Here is a 19,863-nt window from a genome sequence, read left to right on the forward strand (position 1 = left end):
CGTCAATGACGGATAACATTCATAAACATCGCATTCTAATCCTGGACTTCGGTTCTCAGTACACCCAGTTGGTTGCGCGTCGCGTACGTGAATTAGGGGTGTATTGCGAGCTGTGGGCCTGGGACGTAACGGAAGCTCAGATTCGTGAGTTCAATCCTAGCGGCATCATTCTTTCCGGTGGCCCGGAAAGCACCACTGAACATAACAGCCCGCGCGCGCCGCAGTATGTTTTCGAAGCCGGTGTACCGGTGTTTGGCGTTTGCTACGGTATGCAGACCATGGCAATGCAGCTGGGCGGCCACGTAGAAGGCTCTAATGAGCGCGAGTTCGGCTATGCGCAGGTTGAAGTTGTTACCGATAGCGCGCTGGTGCGCGGTATCGAAGACTCCCTGACCGCTGAAGGTAAACCGCTGCTCGACGTCTGGATGAGCCACGGCGACAAAGTCACCGCGATCCCGTCTGACTTCGTAACCGTTGCCAGCACTGAAAGCTGCCCGTTTGCCATCATGGCGAACGAAGAAAAACGCTTCTATGGCGTGCAGTTCCATCCGGAAGTGACCCACACCCGTCAGGGTATGCGTATGCTGGAGCGCTTCGTGCGTGACATCTGCCAGTGTGAAGCCCTGTGGACGCCGGCAAAAATCATCGACGATGCCGTTGAGCGTATCCGCCAGCAGGTTGGCGATGACAAAGTGATCCTCGGCCTCTCCGGCGGCGTGGACTCCTCCGTGACCGCCATGCTGCTGCACCGCGCTATCGGTAAAAACCTGACCTGCGTCTTCGTGGACAATGGTCTGCTGCGTCTGAACGAAGCCCAGCAGGTTATGGACATGTTCGGTGATCACTTCGGTCTGAACATCGTTCACGTGGAAGGCGAGAAGCGCTTCCTGGACGCGCTGAAAGGCGAGAACGATCCGGAAGCCAAACGTAAAATCATCGGCCGCGTGTTCGTCGAAGTGTTCGACGAAGAAGCGCTGAAGCTGGAAGATGTTAAATGGCTGGCGCAGGGAACCATCTACCCGGATGTCATCGAATCCGCAGCGTCTGCAACCGGTAAAGCACACGTCATCAAATCTCACCACAACGTGGGCGGCCTGCCGAAAGAGATGAAAATGGGGCTGGTTGAACCGCTGCGTGAGCTGTTCAAAGACGAAGTGCGTAAGATTGGTCTGGAGCTGGGCCTGCCGTACGACATGCTGTACCGTCATCCGTTCCCGGGGCCGGGTCTCGGCGTTCGCGTACTGGGCGAAGTGAAGAAAGAGTACTGCGATCTGCTGCGTCGTGCGGATGCTATCTTCATCGAAGAGCTGCATAAAGCTGACCTGTACAACAAAGTGAGCCAGGCGTTCACCGTGTTCCTGCCGGTCCGCTCTGTCGGCGTAATGGGCGATGGCCGTAAGTACGACTGGGTCGTTTCCCTGCGTGCGGTCGAAACCATCGACTTTATGACCGCCCACTGGGCGCACCTGCCATATGACTTCCTTGGCCGCGTTTCCAACCGCATTATCAACGAAGTGAATGGCATTTCCCGCGTCGTCTATGACATCAGCGGCAAGCCGCCGGCAACCATCGAGTGGGAATAACTCCCCGACGTGGTTAAACGAAGCCCTCTGTTTTATCAGGGGGCTTTTCTTTTTGACCGCCGGATTAATGCTGAGTGTTATCGCTGAACTGCGGCACTTCCGTTGAGAAACGCGCGCTGCGGGCATCGCGTTCATAACCCTGATTCTGGCTCAGAATCGCATAGAGCTCGGGGCGTCTGCCGTGAATCCAGCGTCGGCCTGTGGACATGGCCAGCAGGTTTAAATCCAGCGTGGTGCAGACCAGGGTGTCTTCAAACGCATCGGTCTCGGCAATAATGCGGCCATAGGGATCGATAATCATCGCATTTCCGGTACGCACCTCCCCGTTGTCCAGCCCGACGCCATTGCTGAATAAGATAAACATCCCATTATCATGCGCTCTTGAGGGCAGCCAGCGGAGCAACCATTCCCGACCGTTACGGCCCTGAAATGCGGCTTTCAGCGCGTCAGGATCCTGATACCTGTTCTGCCAAAGGGCAACGGGAACGGGCTTCATCCCGAACGGGCTGCGGGAGTTCGTGCCGCCGGTTTGATGGGGGGCCAGCAGAATATCCGCGCCCAGCAGCGCGGTAGCCCGGGCATTTTCCGTCAGGTTATTGTCCCAGCAGATCAGAACGCCAACTTTCACTCCCCACGGCGTATCGAAGACGGTGAAGCGATTCCCCCGGTCTATCGCCGGATGTTCAAAGGCGTGCAGCTTGCGGTGGATATGCCTCTGGCCATCCGGCATACAAACGACGTAGGTGTTATACAGGCGATCGTCACTCGCTCTTTCAATCAGCCCTACGCCAATCGCCATCTCATAACTTTGCGCCAGGCGTGCAATTCTCGCCAGGGAAGGACTGTCGTCAATGGTCTCGGCCAGCGAGCTTACCTCCTCGGCGCTGAGATCGATAACGTGCCAGTAGCCGGTAATGCACATTTCGGGAAAGGCCAGAATGCGGGTCCCTTCGCCGGCTGCCTGATGAATAAAGCGTTCCATAATGCCCAGGTTATAGGACTTATCATTAGCGCGGTGGCAGAACTGTACCGTAGCCACCTGGAGTTCGTTGTTCATAGGTCTCTTCTCGTTGCGAAAAACTGAGCTCATTACGCCAGCAGAGACACAGGATGTATAATCACGCTTTCTCCGCGTTTGATAAGGGACTGGAATGGACATCAGATTAATACGGGCGTTCGTCACTCTGGCCCAGCTGCGACGCTACCATGCGGCGGCGGAGCGGCTTTGTTTGACCCAGCCGGCGCTGACGAAACAAATCCAGACCCTGGAACATCTGACGGGCATGACTCTTTTTCAGCGGGGGCGGCAGGGAGCACAGCTGACCGCGGCGGGGGAGGCTATCTATTCTCAGGCCTGCCATTTTGTAGCGCAGCATGACCAGTTTTGTGCCTGGACGGAGCAGGTCCGGCGCGGAAACGTCGGCACGCTGGCGCTGGGGTTCGGCATCTCAACCTTCCAGCTGGCCCCGGCGCAAGTTAAAGCCTTTCGCCAGCAGTTTCCCGATATTGAGGTCTCCCTCAACGATATCGCTTCCCACGAGCAGTATCGAATGTTACTGGAGGGGCAGCTGCATGCCGGGTTCGTGCGGATGCCTGTTCCGGAGGCGCTTGAGGCCCGGGCGCTGATGGAAGAGAGCCTGGTGCTTGCCGTGCCCGCTGGCGCAACGGAGGCGCTCCCGGATATCGCCTCGGTGCTCCGACAGTTCCCGCTGCTGCAAATTAACCCACGGCGCGGCCGGGGGTTAGCAGAGCAAACGGCGCATTTCCTGCAAATCAACCGCCTGTCCGCTGACATCGTGACGGATGCTGACGATATTCACACCCTGCTGGCGCTGGTTGCCGCCGGAAATGGTGTTGCGCTGCTTCCTGCCGGCGCATGTCATCTTCTGCCGGCAGGCATAAAGCTCGTTACCGTGACGGGGGAGGGCGCGCAATGGCAGGTTGGCCTGGCCTGGAATCCTCAGGCGGCGGACGCCGTCCGCGATCGTTTTATCGCAATGGTCTGTCGGAAAAACGGGGAGATACCTCCTCGCTAAGGGGCGTGCAGATATCGCCACGAAGCTCAGGAATCAATGGCTGCCGGCATCGTCTCGGGCGGCCGACGGGACTGGCTCCGGGCAATGGCGAGCGCCAGCCCGGCGACCACCAGCGTCAGCGCAGCGGAAAAACCTAAGCTTCCCTGAACCCCGAACTGCTGAGTTAACCAGGCGTAGGCAAACGGGGAGGCGGCAGCCAGCAGCTGGGCGGGGATCAACAGGATACCGGTGCGTCTGGCGTAATCCTCGGCGGCAAAAAGCTCTAGCGGTAGCGTGGCTTTAAATACCGTCGTTAACCCATTGATGGCGCCATAGCCCAGCACAAATCCGCCGGCGGTGCCGAGGAGATAAGGCCCGCTCAGGCCAAGGGCGAAACAGACCGGCATCAGCAACGTGGTCAGCAGCGTAAGTCGAAGCGGCGTGAGCACCGAACCCGAGGCGACCTCCAGAAAGCGGGCGCCGGTCTGGCCAATGCCCCAAAGCATCCCCGCCGCCACCGGCAGACCGTAGTGGGCGATAAATTCCGGCAGGTGGGTGGAGGTTCCATTAGAAACAAATGTCACCAGCGCGATCAGCGCCGCATACAGCAGAGCAACCTGTCTCTGCTGGCGGGAAGCGGGCCGGTGCGCTTCTGGCCGTATCGCCGCGGGTCGCCTGGCGTTCGGCATTCGCCAGAGCAGCAGCGCGCTGAACAGGCCCAGCAGGGCATAAACCAGCAACGCCTCCCGCCAGCTCATCATCGTCAGCAAAAATGCGCCCAGTGGCCAGAACAGAGCGGAAGCCAGGCCGCCAGCCAGCGTCACGCGGGAAATGGTGCGTCTTGCCTGCTGACCGTAAAGATTCACCAGCGCGGCAAACAGCGTATCATACAGCGCCAGACGCATTCCGATACCGGTAAGTAGCCAGGCGCCCAGCCAACCGGAGAGAGTCGGTACGGCCGCCATGATGAAGCATCCTGCGGCGATCGCCAGCGTGCCGCTGACCACAATGTGCTGGCCGCCAAACCGGGCCAGCAGGCGGGCGACAAACGGGGAGATCGACGCCATTATCAACATGGCGATCGTCAGGCCGAGGTAGATTTGCGTCGTTGGCCAGCCGGTGTCCTGCTCGATAGCCCGGGAAAAAGTGCCCGGCATATAAAATGAGATCCCCCAGTTAATCAGCTGATTGCATCCAGCGGCAAGCGTCAGCATGCCGGACGCGGCGCGTCTGTTTTCCATATTTTTCATCGTATCTCAGTCTGTTATGCAGTTGCCGGCAGCATAACCTGCGCGCTATTGTGCAGGCAGACTCGTTGGTTTATGACCCTTATAAGAGAAACTTTGAGATGACGACGCTTAATCTGGGACATCTGGCTACTTTCCGGCTGGTGGTACAGCGGGGGAGCTTCTCGGCTGCTGCGGATGTCCTGGGGCTATCGCAGCCCGCGGTCAGCCTGCAGGTACGTCAGCTGGAACAGTTTCTGCAGACCCGGCTGATTGAGCGGACCGGACGGGGGATTAAAGCGACGGCGGCCGGTATGGCTCTGCTGGCTCACGGTGACAATATTGAACGGGCGGTCAGCGCGGCGGTACTGTCGGTGAGCGAGTTTAATCGCGAAATCAGCGGCGCGATAACGCTCGGAACGGGGGCCACGGCCTGCATACATCTTTTACCGCCGGTCTTACAGCAGCTGCGGCAGGCGCATCCGCTGCTGACGGTAGGCGTGACGACCGGAAATACGCTGGATATCGTGCGCGCCGTGGAGGAGAACCGACTCGATCTCGGACTGGTCACGCTTCCGGCCCACGGGCGCAACCTGGCAATAGATCCGCTGGTGGATGAGGAGTTTGTGTTTATTTTTGCCTGTGGACAGGATGCGCTGCCGCTGGAGCTGACGGCGGAAGTGCTGCAGGCGCTGCCGCTGATTGCCTTTGAGGCCGGGAGTGGAACCCGGGAGCTGATTGATGGCTGGTTTCGTGCCAGCGGGCGGGATATTTCGCCGGTGATGCAGCTGGGCAGCATTGAAGCCATCAAGCGAATGGTGCGTGCCGGACTGGGATACAGCATTGTTCCACGCATGGCGGTGGCGCATCATGACGATCGGCAGGGGTTACGCGTTCAATCGCTGACGCCACTACTCCACCGTCAGTTGGGGGTCGTGATGCGTCAGGATAAAATTCTCAGCAAAGGGATCGGCGAGATGCTGCGCCTGCTGCGAGAGGTGCAGTTTACCGTTTAAAGCAATGTTATGCCGTACTGGCTGGCACCGTAATGTGCTGGCTTATTCCCGCGGCGTGGTATCAACCGGGAGCGTCGATTGCTGGGACTCGATCTTGTCCTGATGATGATACCAGGCGCCAATAGAAGAGTAGACAAAGCGTCCAAAGAAGAAGATAAAGCTGATAAGCAGTACGATACGGGTCATGCGACGGTTAAATCGATGTCGTTTACGCATACTGGGTGCCTGACTCACAAAAGGTTCCTTGAGGTATACCCACAACTGGGGCGATAAGGGTATTAAGGCACAGGAATGCAGCAGGGTCAATTGATGGGGATGTAAAAATCCGCCGCTCAAACATTACTTAATGTTATGTAAGATAATTATCACATTCACATCCTTTTTCTTTCATTCGAACAGACGCATAAAAATAAGCTTTATTAATCATAGCTAAAAGATTTATTGATTTATATCAACAGTCCGCGTGTGCTGATAACTAAAATCTCTTGCCTGTTCCGCGTAGGTATTCCTTATGCGGCTAGGATGGTTAGGTTGGATGCCTACCTGAATATACCCAGCGGGAATTTGGGTTATCTGTAGAGCATCAATGAAAATAATTAAACAATACAGACTGTATCGGGATAAATGGTGGGCGCTTCCGCTGATTTTACCCCTGCTTTTACTGCCTCTGGCGCGAGGGGCAAATTCCTATGCCGTGCTGGATGGTAGTGAAGTTTCGCTTTACTATTTACCGTTGGCGTTGGTGCAGAGTCTTATGCTGTTTTTTGATGTGGCAGCGCTGCCCGGTATTATCATCGGTCTGCTGTGCACCGTGGCCCGGGGAATGAATCCGTGGGAGGCGATTGTGGTCGTTTTCCATTTTCTTATCCCGGCGGTTTTGTGCTGGGGCGGCTATCGGATTTTTGTGCCGCGCCGCCAGCATATTTACCACGGTAACGTGAGCCTGATGCCGTATCGCCTGTTCTGGCAGATGCTGCTGCCATCGCTCATTTTTCTCATACTTTCTCAGATTGCCGAGTATCTCGGCATGCATCCGCGGACGACGGGGCTGGCCGGGATCGATCCGCTAAGTTTACGCTCCCTGATTACTTTTCAAGCCTTGATGGTAGGCGGTTTAACCGGCGTTCCGCTGTGCTATTTATTGATTCGTATTCTTCGCAATCCTTTTTATCTGCGTAGTTTTATTTCACAGGCGAAGTTACAGGTTGATCCAAAAATAAAATGTGGTGAATTTGTTTTATGGTCGATAACATTGTTAATGTTATTGGGTTTGTTATTAATACCGCTGAATGGTCAGAGTACGATATTTAGCACAAACTATACATTGTCATTACTCATGCCGGTAATGTTGTGGGGCGCGATGCGCTTTGGCTATCGCTGTATCGCAATGATTTGGACGCCGGTTTTAATCATCATTATTCACTTTCATTATCGCTATTTGCCTTTCTCTCCGGGATATGCCCATCAGCTGGCCATAACCTCTTCGAGCTATCTGGTGTTCTCTTTTATTATTACTTATATGGCCATGCTGGCGACCCGGCAGCGTCTGATTCATGCCAGGGTACGGCGGATGGCTTTTCTCGATCCGGTTGTCCATATGCCCAATTTACGGGCGCTGAGTCGGTCGTTGGACAGCGCAATGTGGTCGGTGCTGTGCTTTTTACGCATTCCTGAGCTGGAGCTACTGGGGCGCCATTATGGCGTTATGCTGCGTATTCAATATAAACAAAAACTGGCTGAACATCTGGGCGACTTACTCCAGCCGAACGAGGCCGTTCACCATCTGGCCGGACACGATCTGGTGCTCCGTCTGAACAGCGGCGATCATAAGGCGCGCATTGCCGCGCTGGATGAACGTATCCAACGGTTTCGCTTTATCTGGGACGGTATACCTCTGCAGCCCGCGGTAGGGATTAGTTACTGCAGCGTGCGCTCACCGGTGAAGCACCTCTATTTGCTTTTAGGCGAGCTGAATAACATTGCTGATATGTCTCTGACCAGCGGCCAGCCAGAAAATATGCAGCGTCGCGGGGCTATACATATTCAGCACGGCTTACGGGATAAAGTGGTGATGATGAACCAGATCCAGCAGGCGCTGGAGCAGAACCATTTTTGTCTGATGGCGCAGCCGATCGTCGGTATTCGCGGTGACAACTATTATGAAGTTCTGCTGCGTATGGCGGGAGATGACGGGGAGCTTATTTACCCGGATGATTTCCTCCCGGTGGCGCATGAGTTTGGCCTGTCATCCCGTATTGACCTGTGGGTACTGGAGAATACGCTCGCCTTTATGAACCAGCAGCGGACAATTTTACCCGGTCTGCGGCTGGCGGTGAATCTTTCGCCGGTCTCCGTCAGCCGGAGCCAGTTTCCCGGCGAAGTGGAGCGGCTGCTGGCGCAGTATCATGTTGAACCGTGGCAGTTATTATTTGAGTTAACGGAAAACCACTCGCTCAGCAACCCTGAGCAGGCACGGCAAACGCTGGCGCATTTGCAGGCGCTGGGATGTCGGGTGGCGATCGATGACTTTGGTACCGGCTACGCCAGCTACGCGCGCCTGAAAACGCTGAACGTTGATCTGCTGAAGATTGACGGTAGCTTTATTCGTAATTTGCACTCCAGCAGTCTTGATTACCAGGTCGTGGCATCGATTTGCCATCTGGCGCGGATGAAGAATATGCAGGTGGTGGCGGAGTGTGTGGAAACGCCGGAGATTCGACAGGCGGCGCTGTCATTGGGGATTGATTATCTGCAGGGGTACGAGATTGGCCAGCCGGTTCCACTGGCGTCTCTGGTGACGGCGGTAACGGCTGAAGCGAGCTGATGGGGAAGAAGCGGGCCGGGTGAGAGCAACCCGGCCTCGGGACTAGTTTTTGCTTTCAGGCTCTTCTTCGGCGATTTTCAACAGCCAGTCAGGCACGCCTTCCCAGTACTGCTGCTCTTTTTCCAGATCGAGCAGCACCAGCGCATTCTGGCTGAACCAGTCATGCGGGAAGATCAGCGTCCAGTGATTGGCTTCGGTCTTCAGCCTGAGCGTGGGCGGTGTGGTGGTCGCCTGACGCTGGTTATTCAGCAAAATACCCAGGCGTAAAAGCTGAATGAGCGGCAGAAACTGCTTTTTCTTAAACAGCGTAAAGCGGGGCAAATCATCCAGTTTGATCGCTTTACGGTGATAGCGAACCAGCGTAGCCATCAGCATCTGCTGCTCCTGATTGAAGCCCGGCAAATCGCTGTTTTGCAGAATATAAGCCGAGTGGCGGTGCATTCCGCTGTGGTTAATATTCAGCCCCACTTCGTGCAGCATTACCGCCCATTTCAGCAACGCCGACAGATTCGGGTTGTCCAGTTTGGGGTTCTGTTCCTGCCACTGTTCGAATATATGGGTGGTCGTTTCCAGTACCCGACGCGCCTGCTCACGGTCAATGTTGTACTGGTTTGCCAGACTTTGCGCGGTGCGGCTGCGGATATCCTGATGGCGAAAACGTCCCTCCATCTCATACAGCACGCCTTCACGCAGCGCGCCATCGGACAAGCGCAGCTCTTTGATCGCCAGCGCATCGAAAACGCCGCAGAGGATAGCCAGCCCAGGAGCAAACACCGCTTTGCGTTCTTCCGACAGACCCGGCAGGCTGAGCGCGTCAAAGTTTTTATACTTCAACACTTCATCCACCAGCATTTCAAGGCGTTCCGGGGTGATAAAACCATCTTTCTCACCCATGGCGACCAGCACTTCCTGCGCAGCTTTAATGGTGCCGGATGCGCCCAGCGCCACATTCCAGCCCTGGATGCGGAACTGCCACGCCAGCGTTTCCAGCTTCTGCACCGCCGACAGACGCGCGCGCTGGAAATTCTCTTTGTTGATGGTGCCGCCGGGGAAATAGATCTGCGAGAAGCTGACGCAGCCCATACGACGGCTCTCAACCAGACGCGGTTCGAAATCCTCGCCAATCACCAGCTCCGTCGAACCACCGCCGATATCAATGACCAGCTTACGGCCACGTTCCGGCTGCGTATGTTCGACGCCCATAAAGATCAGGCGCGCTTCTTCGTTACCGGAGATTATCTCTATCGGATAGGGAATCACCTTTTCCGCGCGCTTGAGAAATTCCGCGGCGTTGGCGGCCTGGCGTAAGGTGTGTGTCCCGACGATGCAGACGCTGGAGGGAGAAAAACCCTGCAGGCGTTCGGCAAACAGCGACAGGCAATTAAGCCCACGGGCGATCGCCTCTTCGCTGAGCACGGAGTTTTCATCCAGTCCATCGGCCAGGTGAACCCGCTGTTTCAGGCGACCGATGATCTGCATGGCTCCGTCGACGACGCGGGCGATCACCATATGAAAACTGTTTGAACCAAGGTCGACCGCAGCGAACTCCTGCGGACGAGGGGTTTTTTCGTTTATTGGCATAGGTTAGTCGGGTTGTTCGAGTGATTTGAGATAATCGTAAATCGCCAGCTGTGCGCGCACTTTACGGCGATTGCCGCGCGGCACATAGCGATTACTCAGTTCTTTATCAAGATAGCGTGCTTTGACCGTATCGTTGAATAAGAGATCAAAAATATCCAGTACGCGCTGCTTCAACCGCGGATCCAGCAGCGGCGCGGCGACCTCAATACGGTAATCAATATTGCGCGTCATCCAGTCAGCAGAGGAAAGCCAAACCTGTTTGTCGCCGCCGTTTTCGAAAACATAGACGCGGTCGTGCTCAAGGAAACGATCGACGATACTGGTGACGCGAATATTTTCGCTGATCCCTTCCAGCCCAGGAATCAAAGAGCACATGCCGCGAATCAACAGGTTAACCGGAACCCCGGAGCTTGACGCGGCATAAAGTCGATCCACCAGTCCTTTATCAACCAGGTTATTCAGCTTCAGCGTGATGCCAGAAGGCTGACCGTTCTGGGCGTTGGCGATTTCTCTGTCGATCATTTCATACAGCAGGCGGCGCGAGTTCTGCGGCGAAACCAGCAGGTAATCGAAGCTCACCGGGCGATATGGATTTTCGATAAAGTTAAAGACGCGGCGCACTTCATTGGTGATACGTGCATCTGCCGTCAGCAACGAATAGTCGGTGTACAGACGGGCGGTTTTTTCGTTGAAGTTGCCGGTCCCGATATGCGCGTAGCGGACGACTTCCTCTCCCTCTTTACGCGAGATCAGGAACAGCTTGGCGTGAATTTTCAGCCCTGGCGCAGAGAAGATAACGTGGACGCCGGCTTCGGTCAGACGCTTCGCCCAATGGATATTGGCTTCTTCGTCGAAACGCGCCTGAAGCTCCACCACCACGGTGACTTTTTTGCCGTTATGGGCTGCGTGGATCATCGAATCGATGATCCGTGAGTCTTTGGCAACGCGATAAATGTTGATTTTGATTGCCAGCACGCTCGGATCGAATGAGGCCTGGCGCAGCAGCTCCAGCACGTGCTCAAAGGTATGATACGGGTAGTACAGCAGCACGTCGCGTTCGCGAATGGCGTCAAACCCGTTGCGGAACTTATCAAACCAGGTGTGGCGCAGGCGCGGCAGCGGCTTGTTGACCAGATTGGCCTTACCGACGTTCGGGAAGCCGATAAAGTCTTTAAAATTATGATAGCGCCCGCCTGGCAGCATTGAATCGTAGCGTGAAATGGAGAACATCTCGCGCAGCATTTCCACCATGGTGTCCGGCATATCGCGCTGATAAACAAAACGCACCGGTTCCGCCGTCAGACGCTGCTTCAGACTCGAAGACATCAGCTCCATCAGGCTCGACTCCATCTCGTGCACCAGATCGTACTCGGCGTCGCGGGTCATTTTCATCGAGTAGGCGTTCAGCGCATCGTAGTCAAAGAAGCCTTTAAAGATATCATCCAGGCAGTAACGCAGGATGTTATCAAGCAGGATCATTGGTTTGCGGCGACGCGGTGCTTCCGGCGGCAGATTGACAAACCGCGGGACTTTATCTGACGGAATCTCCAGCAGGGCGTAATTGATGGTTTCCCCGCGGATGATTTCGACCGCCAGATAGGTGTAATCATCTTTCAGGAACTGGATCAGATCCGTTTCTGGGTTAATCAGGATCGGGGTGATGTGCTGACGCAGGTACTGTTTAAAATAGTTGCGTAGCCAGGACTGCTGATTCACCGAAAGCTGGCGTTCATTGATCAAAAAGATCTGGTTACGCGCCATCTCCAGCAGCAGCTCATTATACAGGCTGTCAAATTCCTGGTCAGCCTTCAGAACGCGGGCCTGAATTTTGCCTAACAAATGGCGAGAATGGGCGGTACTCCCTTGTTCTTCGCTAATTATGATACGGCGCTTAAGTTCAGCGAAGCGCACTTTATAAAATTCATCGAGGTTGTTGGAGTAGATGCCCAAAAAGCGCATGCGCTCAATCAGTGGATTGCTTTTATCCGCCGCTTCCTGAAGTACGCGTTCGTTAAAGGACAACCAGCTGAGTTCTTTCTCGATATATAGCTTTTCCTGGCCCATTACAACTCACACTCCGGTTGATTGATGTTGCTTTTTCATTATGGCGAGCTTTGCCATTGAATGTCCAACTATGTCAAAGAAGTATGACAGTTTTCTTTCAATCTGCTGTGAACAAAAACGGTGGCGAGCAAGTGCCGATATTGTGTGCAAAACGAGGCTGTGCCTGGAGATAAACCGGGCAAAAATCATCGCTGATTTAAACAAAACAGAGGGAAAGCGGCTGAGGCTGAACCGATAAAATGCGCCTCTGGCGAGTGCCGGAGGCGCTGATGATTATTCTTCGGCCGCATGGCCCTGCGGCGGCAGAGGGGCGTTGTCAAGCCAGGCCTGATTTCCCTCCATGCGCAGACGACCGTCCATAAACCAGCTCACCACCAGCGGGTAGATGGCATGTTCCTGTGTCTGCACGCGGGCGGTAATCTCGTCTTCACTATCCCCGGCAAAAACCGGCACTTTGGCCTGCAGAATCACCGGACCACCGTCGAGCTCATCGGTGACGAAATGCACCGATGTACCGTGTTCCTCATCGCCGTTTTCCAGTACCTGGCGATGCGTATGCAGCCCCGGGTATTTTGGCAACAGCGATGGGTGGATATTCAGCAGGCGCCCCTGATAATGGGCGACAAACGCCGGGCTAAGGATCCGCATATAGCCTGCCAGCACCACCAGATCCGGCGCATAAGCATCGATCTCATGCATCAGCTCGCGATCGAAGGCTTCGCGATTGGCAAACTGGCTGGCCGATAACGCATGGGCCGGAATACCGGCCTCACGCGCGCGTTCAAGGCCGAACGCGTCGGCCTTATTGCTGAATACCGCTCTCAGGGTGCCGTTAATCTGCTTTCGGGTGCAGGCATCAATTATCGCCTGCAAATTGCTTCCGTTACCGGAAATCAGCACCACAATGTTTTTCATTCAATGACCACACGCTGTTCGGAATCAGAAGCTTTGATATAGCCGATTTTCCACGCGTTTTCACCTTTCTCGTTCAGCAGCGCGATGGCGCTGTCGGCGACTTCAGCCGGCAGGGCGATAACCATGCCGACGCCGCAGTTAAAGGTACGGTACATTTCATGGCTGCTGACGTTACCGGCCTGCTGCAACCAGTTGAAGACCTCTGGCCATTGCCAGGAGGACTCGTCGATGACCGCCTGGGTGTTATCCGGCAGAACGCGCGGAATGTTTTCCCAGAAGCCGCCGCCGGTCAGGTGGGCAATTGCGTGGACTTCAACGTTAGCAATCAGCTCCAGAACCGACTTAACGTAGATGCGAGTCGGCGCCAGCAGATGGTCGGCCAGCGGTGAACCATTCAGATCGGTCGTCTGCGGATCGACGCCGCTGACTTCGATAATTTTACGCACCAGCGAGTAGCCGTTGGAATGCGGACCGCTGGAGGCCAGCGCGACCAGCACGTCACCATCGGCAACTTTGCTACCATCGATAATTTCTGATTTTTCTACTACGCCGACGCAAAAGCCCGCGACGTCATAGTCATCGCCGTGGTACATGCCCGGCATTTCTGCCGTTTCGCCGCCAACCAGCGCACAGCCTGACTGCAGGCAGCCTTCCGCGATGCCGCTGATGACGCTGGCTGCCGTATCGACATCCAGTTTACCGGTTGCATAGTAGTCGAGGAAAAACAGGGGTTCTGCACCCTGGACCACCAGGTCATTGACGCACATCGCCACCAGGTCAATACCGATAGTATCGTGGCGCTTCAGGTCCATTGCCAGCCGCAGCTTGGTGCCGACGCCGTCAGTGCCGGAAACCAGAACCGGCTCGCGGTATTTTTGCGGCAATGCGCACAGTGCGCCGAATCCGCCCAGTCCACCCATCACTTCCGGGCGTCGGGTTTTCTTCACCACACCCTTGATACGGTCGACGAGCGCGTTGCCTGCATCAATATCTACGCCGGCATCTTTATAGCTGAGAGAGGTTTTATCGGTCACTGCGAAATCTCCACACATTTGCGGTAGCAAGAAAAATCGGCGCAATTCTAACAGGGAAAGCAAACGTTTGCGAGCCTGCTTTGCAGTCGGCGTTAATCGGCAGCGATATGAACAAATTTGAAGCGGTTCACGAAAATGAAACCGGGTACATTCTTGTGCTTGCCTCTGACATCGGGAATAGCCATCATGCCACTGAAACCGGTTTCTGTTTTTGTTCAAGAGAGCCGAAGGTAGATTCTGCGGGGATTCAGGAGGAAGAGACGGGATGAGCATTGCCGCATTTGATATCGGTGGAACGGCGTTGAAAATGGGCGTCAGCACCGCTGCAGGCGAACTGCGTGAAAAAGGCAAGCAGTCGATTATCGATAGCGATGGCGACCAGATACTGCAAGCGATGCTGGCGTGGATTGTCGCTCACCCGGCGTGTGAAGGCGTGGCGATCAGCGCGCCTGGCTATGTCAACCCGCACACCGGCTTTATCGAAATGGGCGGCGCAATCCGTAAGTTCGATAATTTCGCCATTAAGCGCTGGCTGGAGCAACAGACCGGGCTTCCCGTCGCCATCGAAAACGATGCGAACTGCGTCCTGCTCGCTGAGCGCTGGCGGGGCAAAGCCGCCGAGATGAGTGATTTTCTGGTCCTGACGATTGGCACCGGCATCGGCGGGGCGATCTTCTGTAATAACCGACTGGTGCACGGCGCCAGTTTTCGCGCCGGCGAATTCGGCTATATGCAGACCGATCGTCCGGGCACCCGCGATGTTCGCCGCTATTCAATGAATGAAAACTGCACGATGCGCGTATTGCGCCAGCGCTATGCCGACCATTTCGGCAAAACGCTGGAAGAGGTGACTGGGGAAGAGATATTCGATCGCTACGATACGGGCGACGTGACCTGCCAGCGGCTGGTGGCTGACTTTTTCAACGGTCTCGGTAGCGGTCTGTATAACCTGGTGAACATTTTTGATCCGCAGGCCATTTTCATCGGCGGCGGCATTGTGGAACGGCCGGGCTTTTTGGCGCTGCTGCGTGAACATCTGGCCTGGTTCGGTATCGCGGACTATCTCGACACCGTCAGCCACGGCAACGACGCCGGTTTGATGGGGGCGGTTTACCATTTTAATCAGCAAAACCGATCGCTTAACGGCGATCGCGCATAAGGAAGAGAACATGTCTGGATTTAAAGAAGGTTTTCTGTGGGGCGGCGCGGTGGCGGCGCATCAGCTGGAAGGTGGCTGGCAGGAAGGAGGTAAAGGCGTCAGCGTGGCTGATGTGATGACCGCCGGCGCACACGGCGTGCCGCGTGAAATCACCGATGGCGTACTGCCGGGGAAAAATTATCCCAACCATGAGGCGATTGATTTTTACCATCGTTATAAAGAAGACATTCAGCTGTTTGCTGAAATGGGATTCAAATGCTTCCGCACTTCGATTGCCTGGACACGTATCTTCCCGCTGGGCGATGAGCGGGAGCCTAACGAAGCAGGGCTCCAGTTCTATGACGACCTGTTTGATGAATGCCTGAAGTACGGCATTGAACCGGTGATCACGCTCTCTCACTTCGAGATGCCTTACCATCTGGTGACCGAGTATGGCGGCTGGCGTAACCGTAAGCTGATCGATTTCTTCGTCCGCTTTGCGAAAGTGGTGTTCGATCGCTATCAGCACAAAGTGAAGTACTGGATGACCTTTAATGAGATCAACAACCAGGCTAACTTCCACGAAGATTTTGCCCCGTTTACCAACTCAGGTCTGAAGTATCTGCCGGATGAAGATCGCGAACCGGTGATGTATCAGGCGGCGCACTATGAGCTGGTGGCCAGCGCCCTGGCGGTAAAAGCTGCCCGTGAGATAAATCCCTCGCTGCAGGTGGGTTGCATGATTGCCATGTGCCCGATTTATCCGTTCTCCTGTGCCCCGAACGATATGATGATGGCAATGAACGCCATGCATCGCCGTTACTGGTTTACCGACGTTCATGTTCGCGGTAAGTACCCGCAGCATCTGCTGAACTACTTCGCGCGCCGCGGTTTTACGCTCGATATCACCGCAGAAGATCGTCAGGCGCTGGCCGAAGGCTGCGTCGACTATATTGGCTTTAGCTACTATATGTCGTTTGCCACGAAAGCGACCGATGATAACCCGCAGCTGGATTATGACGAGACCCAAAGCCTGGTCTCTAATCCGTACGTGCAGAAGTCAGACTGGGGCTGGCAGATTGACCCGGTGGGTCTGCGCTACTCCCTGAACTGGTTCTGGGATCATTACCAGCTGCCGCTGTTTATTGTTGAGAACGGCTTCGGGGCCATCGACGTGCGCGAAGCTGACGGCACGGTGAACGATCGTTACCGTATCGATTATCTCTCCGCGCATATTGCCGAGATGAAAAAAGCGGTGGTTGAGGACGGCGTTGACCTGATGGGCTATACCCCGTGGGGATGTATCGACCTCGTTTCCGCCGGTACCGGTGAAATGAAGAAACGCTACGGATTTATCTACGTCGATAAAGATAACGAAGGCAACGGAACGCTGGACCGCAGCCGGAAGCAATCTTTCTCCTGGTATCAACAGGTTATCAGCAGCAACGGCGAAACATTGTAAAACACCCCTCAAGTCTTGTGTGACCCCGCCTGTGCGGGGTTTTTTTATTTTGTTTTATACTGGCTCAGGCAGCGCAAAGCATTTTGGTTGATCCCGGTCAAACATATCGGCTATGGCGCAAATGGAAAAAAGCGGTATAATCCCGCGATTTTTTTTGTGGCTGCCCCTCAGAGGAGAAAGAGAATGAAGATTGTGGAAGTGAAACACCCGCTCGTCAAACACAAGCTGGGCCTGATGCGTGAGCACGACATCAGCACCAAACGCTTCCGTGAACTTGCCTCAGAGGTAGGTAGCTTGCTGACTTATGAAGCCACTGCCGATCTGGAGACAGAGAAAGTCACCATCGAGGGCTGGAATGGTCCGGTAGAAATCGAGCAGATCAAAGGGAAGAAAATCACCGTTGTGCCGATTCTGCGCGCCGGTCTGGGGATGATGGAAGGGGTTCTGGAGCACGTACCGAGCGCGCGTATCAGCGTGGTAGGGATCTATCGTGACGAAGAGACGCTGGAGCCGGTTCCTTATTTCCAGAAGCTGGTGTCGAATATCGACGAACGCATGGCGCTGGTGGTTGACCCGATGCTGGCAACCGGTGGTTCGATGATCGCCACTATCGACCTGCTGAAAAAAGCGGGCTGCTCCAGCATTAAGGTGCTGGTTCTGGTGGCGGCGCCGGAAGGGATTGCCGCGCTGGAGAAAGCGCATCCGGATGTTGAGATGTATACCGCATCCATTGACCAGGGCCTCAACGAGCACGGATACATTATTCCGGGGCTCGGCGATGCCGGCGATAAGATTTTTGGTACCAAGTGATTACATAGATAATAAGAAGCCGACTTTAAGAGTCGGCTTTTTTTTGAATAAAACAAACTCACAGCAACTAATAAACGACTCTTAGAGGAAAACGCTATGACGCGCCGCGCAATCGGGGTGAGTGAAAGACCGCCGCTTTTACAGACTATCCCACTGAGTTTGCAGCATCTGTTCGCTATGTTTGGCGCAACGGTTCTGGTGCCCGTTCTGTTTCATATCAACCCGGCTACCGTCCTGCTGTTTAACGGCATTGGGACATTGCTGTATCTTTTCATCTGTAAGGGAAAAATCCCGGCCTATCTCGGATCGAGCTTCGCATTTATATCCCCGGTGTTGCTGCTGCTGCCGCTGGGGTATGAGGTGGCGCTGGGTGGCTTCATTATGTGCGGCGCTCTGTTCTGCATCGTCTCCTTTATTGTCAAAAAAGCCGGCACCGGCTGGCTGGACGTGATGTTCCCGCCGGCGGCTATGGGGGCCATTGTCGCGGTTATCGGCCTCGAACTGGCGGGCGTCGCTGCCAATATGGCTGGCCTGCTGCCGGCTGACGGGCAATCGCCGGACAGCAAAACCATCATTATTTCGATGGTGACGCTGGCGGTGACGGTCTTCGGTTCGGTGCTGTTTCGCGGTTTCATGGCCATTATCCCGATTTTGATCGGCGTGCTGGTCGGCTACGCGCTCTCTTTCGTGATGGGCGTTGTCGACACTACGCCGATCGCCGAGGCGCACTGGTTTGCCCTGCCGACGTTCTACACCCCGCGCTTTGAATGGTTTGCTATCTTCACCATCCTGCCCGCTGCGCTGGTGGTGATTGCCGAGCACGTCGGCCACCTGGTGGTGACGGCGAATATCGTTAAAAAAGATCTGATCCGCGATCCCGGGCTGCATCGTTCGATGTTTGCTAACGGCCTGTCGACGATGATCTCCGGCTTCTTTGGTTCGACGCCCAACACCACTTATGGCGAGAACATCGGCGTTATGGCGATCACCCGTGTCTACAGTACCTGGGTTATCGGCGGCGCGGCAATCTTCGCGATTCTGCTCTCCTGCGTAGGGAAACTGGCGGCTGCGATTCAGATTATCCCGCTGCCGGTGATGGGCGGCGTTTCGCTGCTGCTGTACGGGGTGATTGGCGCCTCCGGTATTCGCGTCCTGATCGAATCGAAAGTGGACTACAACAAGGCGCAGAATTTGATTCTGACCTCCGTGATTCTGATCATTGGCGTCAGCGGCGCGAAAGTGCACATTGGTGCGGCGGAGCTGAAAGGCATGGCGCTGGCGACAATTGTCGGCGTGGGTCTGAGCCTGATTTTCAAACTGATCAGCGTCCTGCGTCCGGAAGAGGTTGTGCTGGATGCCGCCGACAGTGAAGAAGTAAAACATTGATCCTGCAACCGGGCGGCGATCCCGCCCGGTTCTCTCAAGGCATACTTCGTGATAAACTCATCGCGTTTTTCTGTAAGCCTATGATGAGGTCCATCTGAACGCACCGGCACAGCTCTCTCTGCCACTGTATCTTCCCGATGATGAAACTTTCGCGAGTTTTTGGCCGGGTGATAATCCTTCTCTTCTTGCTGCCTTACAGAATGTGTTGCGGCAGGAACATAGCGGGTACATCTATATCTGGTCACGCGAAGGGGCGGGGCGCAGTCACTTGTTACATGCCGCCTGTGCGGAGCTTTCCCAGCGCGGCGATGCGGTGGGCTATGTTCCACTGGATAAGCGTACGTGGTTTGTACCGGAAGTGCTCGATGGGATGGAGCAGCTTTCGCTGGTCTGTATTGACAATATCGAGTGCGTGGCCGGCGACGAGCCGTGGGAAATGGCCATTTTCAACCTCTATAACCGGATCCTCGAATCGGGTAAAACGCGTTTGCTGATTACCGGCGATTGTCCGCCGCGCCAGCTGAATCTCGGGTTGCCGGACCTGGCGTCGCGCCTCGACTGGGGGCAAATCTACAAGCTACAGCCGCTGTCGGACGAAGATAAGCTGCAGGCGCTACAGCTGCGCGCGCGTCTGCGGGGTTTTGAGATGCCGGAAGACGTCTGTCGTTTCTTGCTCAAACGGTTAGATCGTGAAATGCGCTCGCTGTTTATGACGCTCGATCAGCTCGATCACGCTTCGATTACCGCGCAACGTAAATTGACCATTCCTTTCGTGAAAGAGATCCTCAAGCTCTAGCCGGGCCGGATCT

General features: G+C 55.3%; 15 protein-coding genes and 1 pseudogene. 9 read left to right on the plus strand and 7 right to left on the minus strand.

The features are described from left to right. Positions 1-5: 5 nt before the first annotated feature. Positions 6-1,583 (plus strand): glutamine-hydrolyzing GMP synthase, encoded by a 1,578-nt coding sequence (gene guaA, locus AC236I_RS06500; RefSeq protein WP_004866242.1) that lies wholly within the window; start codon positions 6-8, stop codon positions 1,581-1,583. 64 nt (positions 1,584-1,647) lie between these two features. On the opposite strand, the gene AC236I_RS06505 is transcribed toward guaA, so the two are convergent. Further along, a complete protein-coding gene (locus AC236I_RS06505) occupies positions 1,648-2,640 on the minus strand; it encodes a nitrilase family protein (protein WP_064356779.1) in 993 nt (330 codons plus the stop codon). A gap of 94 nt (positions 2,641-2,734) precedes the next feature. Between AC236I_RS06505 and AC236I_RS06510 the strand changes: the two genes are divergently transcribed. Next, on the plus strand, positions 2,735-3,619 hold the full coding sequence (locus AC236I_RS06510; RefSeq protein WP_048024168.1) for a LysR family transcriptional regulator: 885 nt from the start codon (positions 2,735-2,737) through the stop codon (positions 3,617-3,619). A 26-nt stretch (positions 3,620-3,645) separates the two neighbouring features. Here the strand turns inward: AC236I_RS06510 and AC236I_RS06515 are convergent, their stop codons facing one another. Beyond that, positions 3,646-4,848, minus strand: a complete 1,203-nt coding sequence (locus tag AC236I_RS06515; RefSeq protein ID WP_075808326.1) for an MFS transporter — start codon at positions 4,846-4,848, stop codon at positions 3,646-3,648. A gap of 72 nt (positions 4,849-4,920) precedes the next feature. On the opposite strand from AC236I_RS06515, the pseudogene AC236I_RS06520 reads away from it, so the two are divergent. Next, a pseudogene (locus AC236I_RS06520) lies at positions 4,921-5,840 on the plus strand (LysR family transcriptional regulator). A gap of 42 nt (positions 5,841-5,882) precedes the next feature. Here AC236I_RS06520 and AC236I_RS06525 read toward each other — a convergent pair. Next, a complete protein-coding gene (locus tag AC236I_RS06525; protein WP_032686514.1) occupies positions 5,883-6,056 on the minus strand; it encodes a YfgG family protein in 174 nt (57 codons plus the stop codon). Positions 6,057-6,426: 370 nt separating this feature from the next. Between AC236I_RS06525 and AC236I_RS06530 the strand changes: the two genes are divergently transcribed. Next, positions 6,427-8,664 carry a sensor domain-containing phosphodiesterase gene (locus AC236I_RS06530; protein ID WP_015583720.1) on the plus strand — a complete coding sequence of 746 codons (2,238 nt, stop codon included), beginning with the start codon at positions 6,427-6,429 and terminating at the stop codon, positions 8,662-8,664. Positions 8,665-8,706: 42 nt separating this feature from the next. Here AC236I_RS06530 and ppx read toward each other — a convergent pair whose 3' ends face one another. The 4 genes from ppx to purM form a co-directional block, all read right to left on the minus strand. Continuing rightward, positions 8,707-10,245 carry an exopolyphosphatase gene (gene ppx, locus AC236I_RS06535; protein ID WP_004866210.1) on the minus strand — a complete coding sequence of 513 codons (1,539 nt, stop codon included), beginning with the start codon at positions 10,243-10,245 and terminating at the stop codon, positions 8,707-8,709. Positions 10,246-10,248: 3 nt separating this feature from the next. Next, on the minus strand, positions 10,249-12,309 hold the full coding sequence (gene ppk1 / locus AC236I_RS06540; protein ID WP_004866208.1) for a polyphosphate kinase 1: 2,061 nt from the start codon (positions 12,307-12,309) through the stop codon (positions 10,249-10,251). Positions 12,310-12,582: 273 nt separating this feature from the next. Next, a complete protein-coding gene (gene purN, locus AC236I_RS06545; RefSeq protein WP_487608716.1) occupies positions 12,583-13,224 on the minus strand; it encodes a phosphoribosylglycinamide formyltransferase in 642 nt (213 codons plus the stop codon). Continuing rightward, entirely contained in the window at positions 13,221-14,258 is a 1,038-nt protein-coding gene (purM, locus tag AC236I_RS06550) for a phosphoribosylformylglycinamidine cyclo-ligase (RefSeq protein ID WP_004866203.1), read from the minus strand. The genes purN and purM overlap by 4 nt, the downstream gene beginning before the upstream one ends. Positions 14,259-14,523: 265 nt before the next feature. Here purM and bglK point away from each other — a divergent pair, with 265 nt between their 5' ends. From bglK to AC236I_RS06575, 5 genes are all read left to right on the plus strand, one after another. After that, entirely contained in the window at positions 14,524-15,417 is an 894-nt protein-coding gene (bglK, locus tag AC236I_RS06555) for a beta-glucoside kinase BglK (RefSeq protein ID WP_100663156.1), read from the plus strand. A gap of 10 nt (positions 15,418-15,427) precedes the next feature. Further along, on the plus strand, positions 15,428-16,858 hold the full coding sequence (locus AC236I_RS06560; protein WP_004866198.1) for a 6-phospho-beta-glucosidase: 1,431 nt from the start codon (positions 15,428-15,430) through the stop codon (positions 16,856-16,858). Positions 16,859-17,041: 183 nt separating this feature from the next. After that, positions 17,042-17,668: a uracil phosphoribosyltransferase gene (gene upp, locus AC236I_RS06565; RefSeq protein WP_004866196.1), complete on the plus strand. Its 627-nt coding sequence runs from the start codon at positions 17,042-17,044 to the stop codon at positions 17,666-17,668. 96 nt (positions 17,669-17,764) lie between these two features. Then, on the plus strand, positions 17,765-19,054 hold the full coding sequence (gene uraA, locus AC236I_RS06570; RefSeq protein ID WP_004866193.1) for a uracil permease: 1,290 nt from the start codon (positions 17,765-17,767) through the stop codon (positions 19,052-19,054). A gap of 94 nt (positions 19,055-19,148) precedes the next feature. After that, on the plus strand, positions 19,149-19,850 hold the full coding sequence (locus AC236I_RS06575) for a DnaA inactivator Hda (RefSeq protein ID WP_071824600.1): 702 nt from the start codon (positions 19,149-19,151) through the stop codon (positions 19,848-19,850). Positions 19,851-19,863: the final 13 nt, after the last annotated feature.

This window comes from Klebsiella sp. Sb-30, assembly GCF_057652795.1.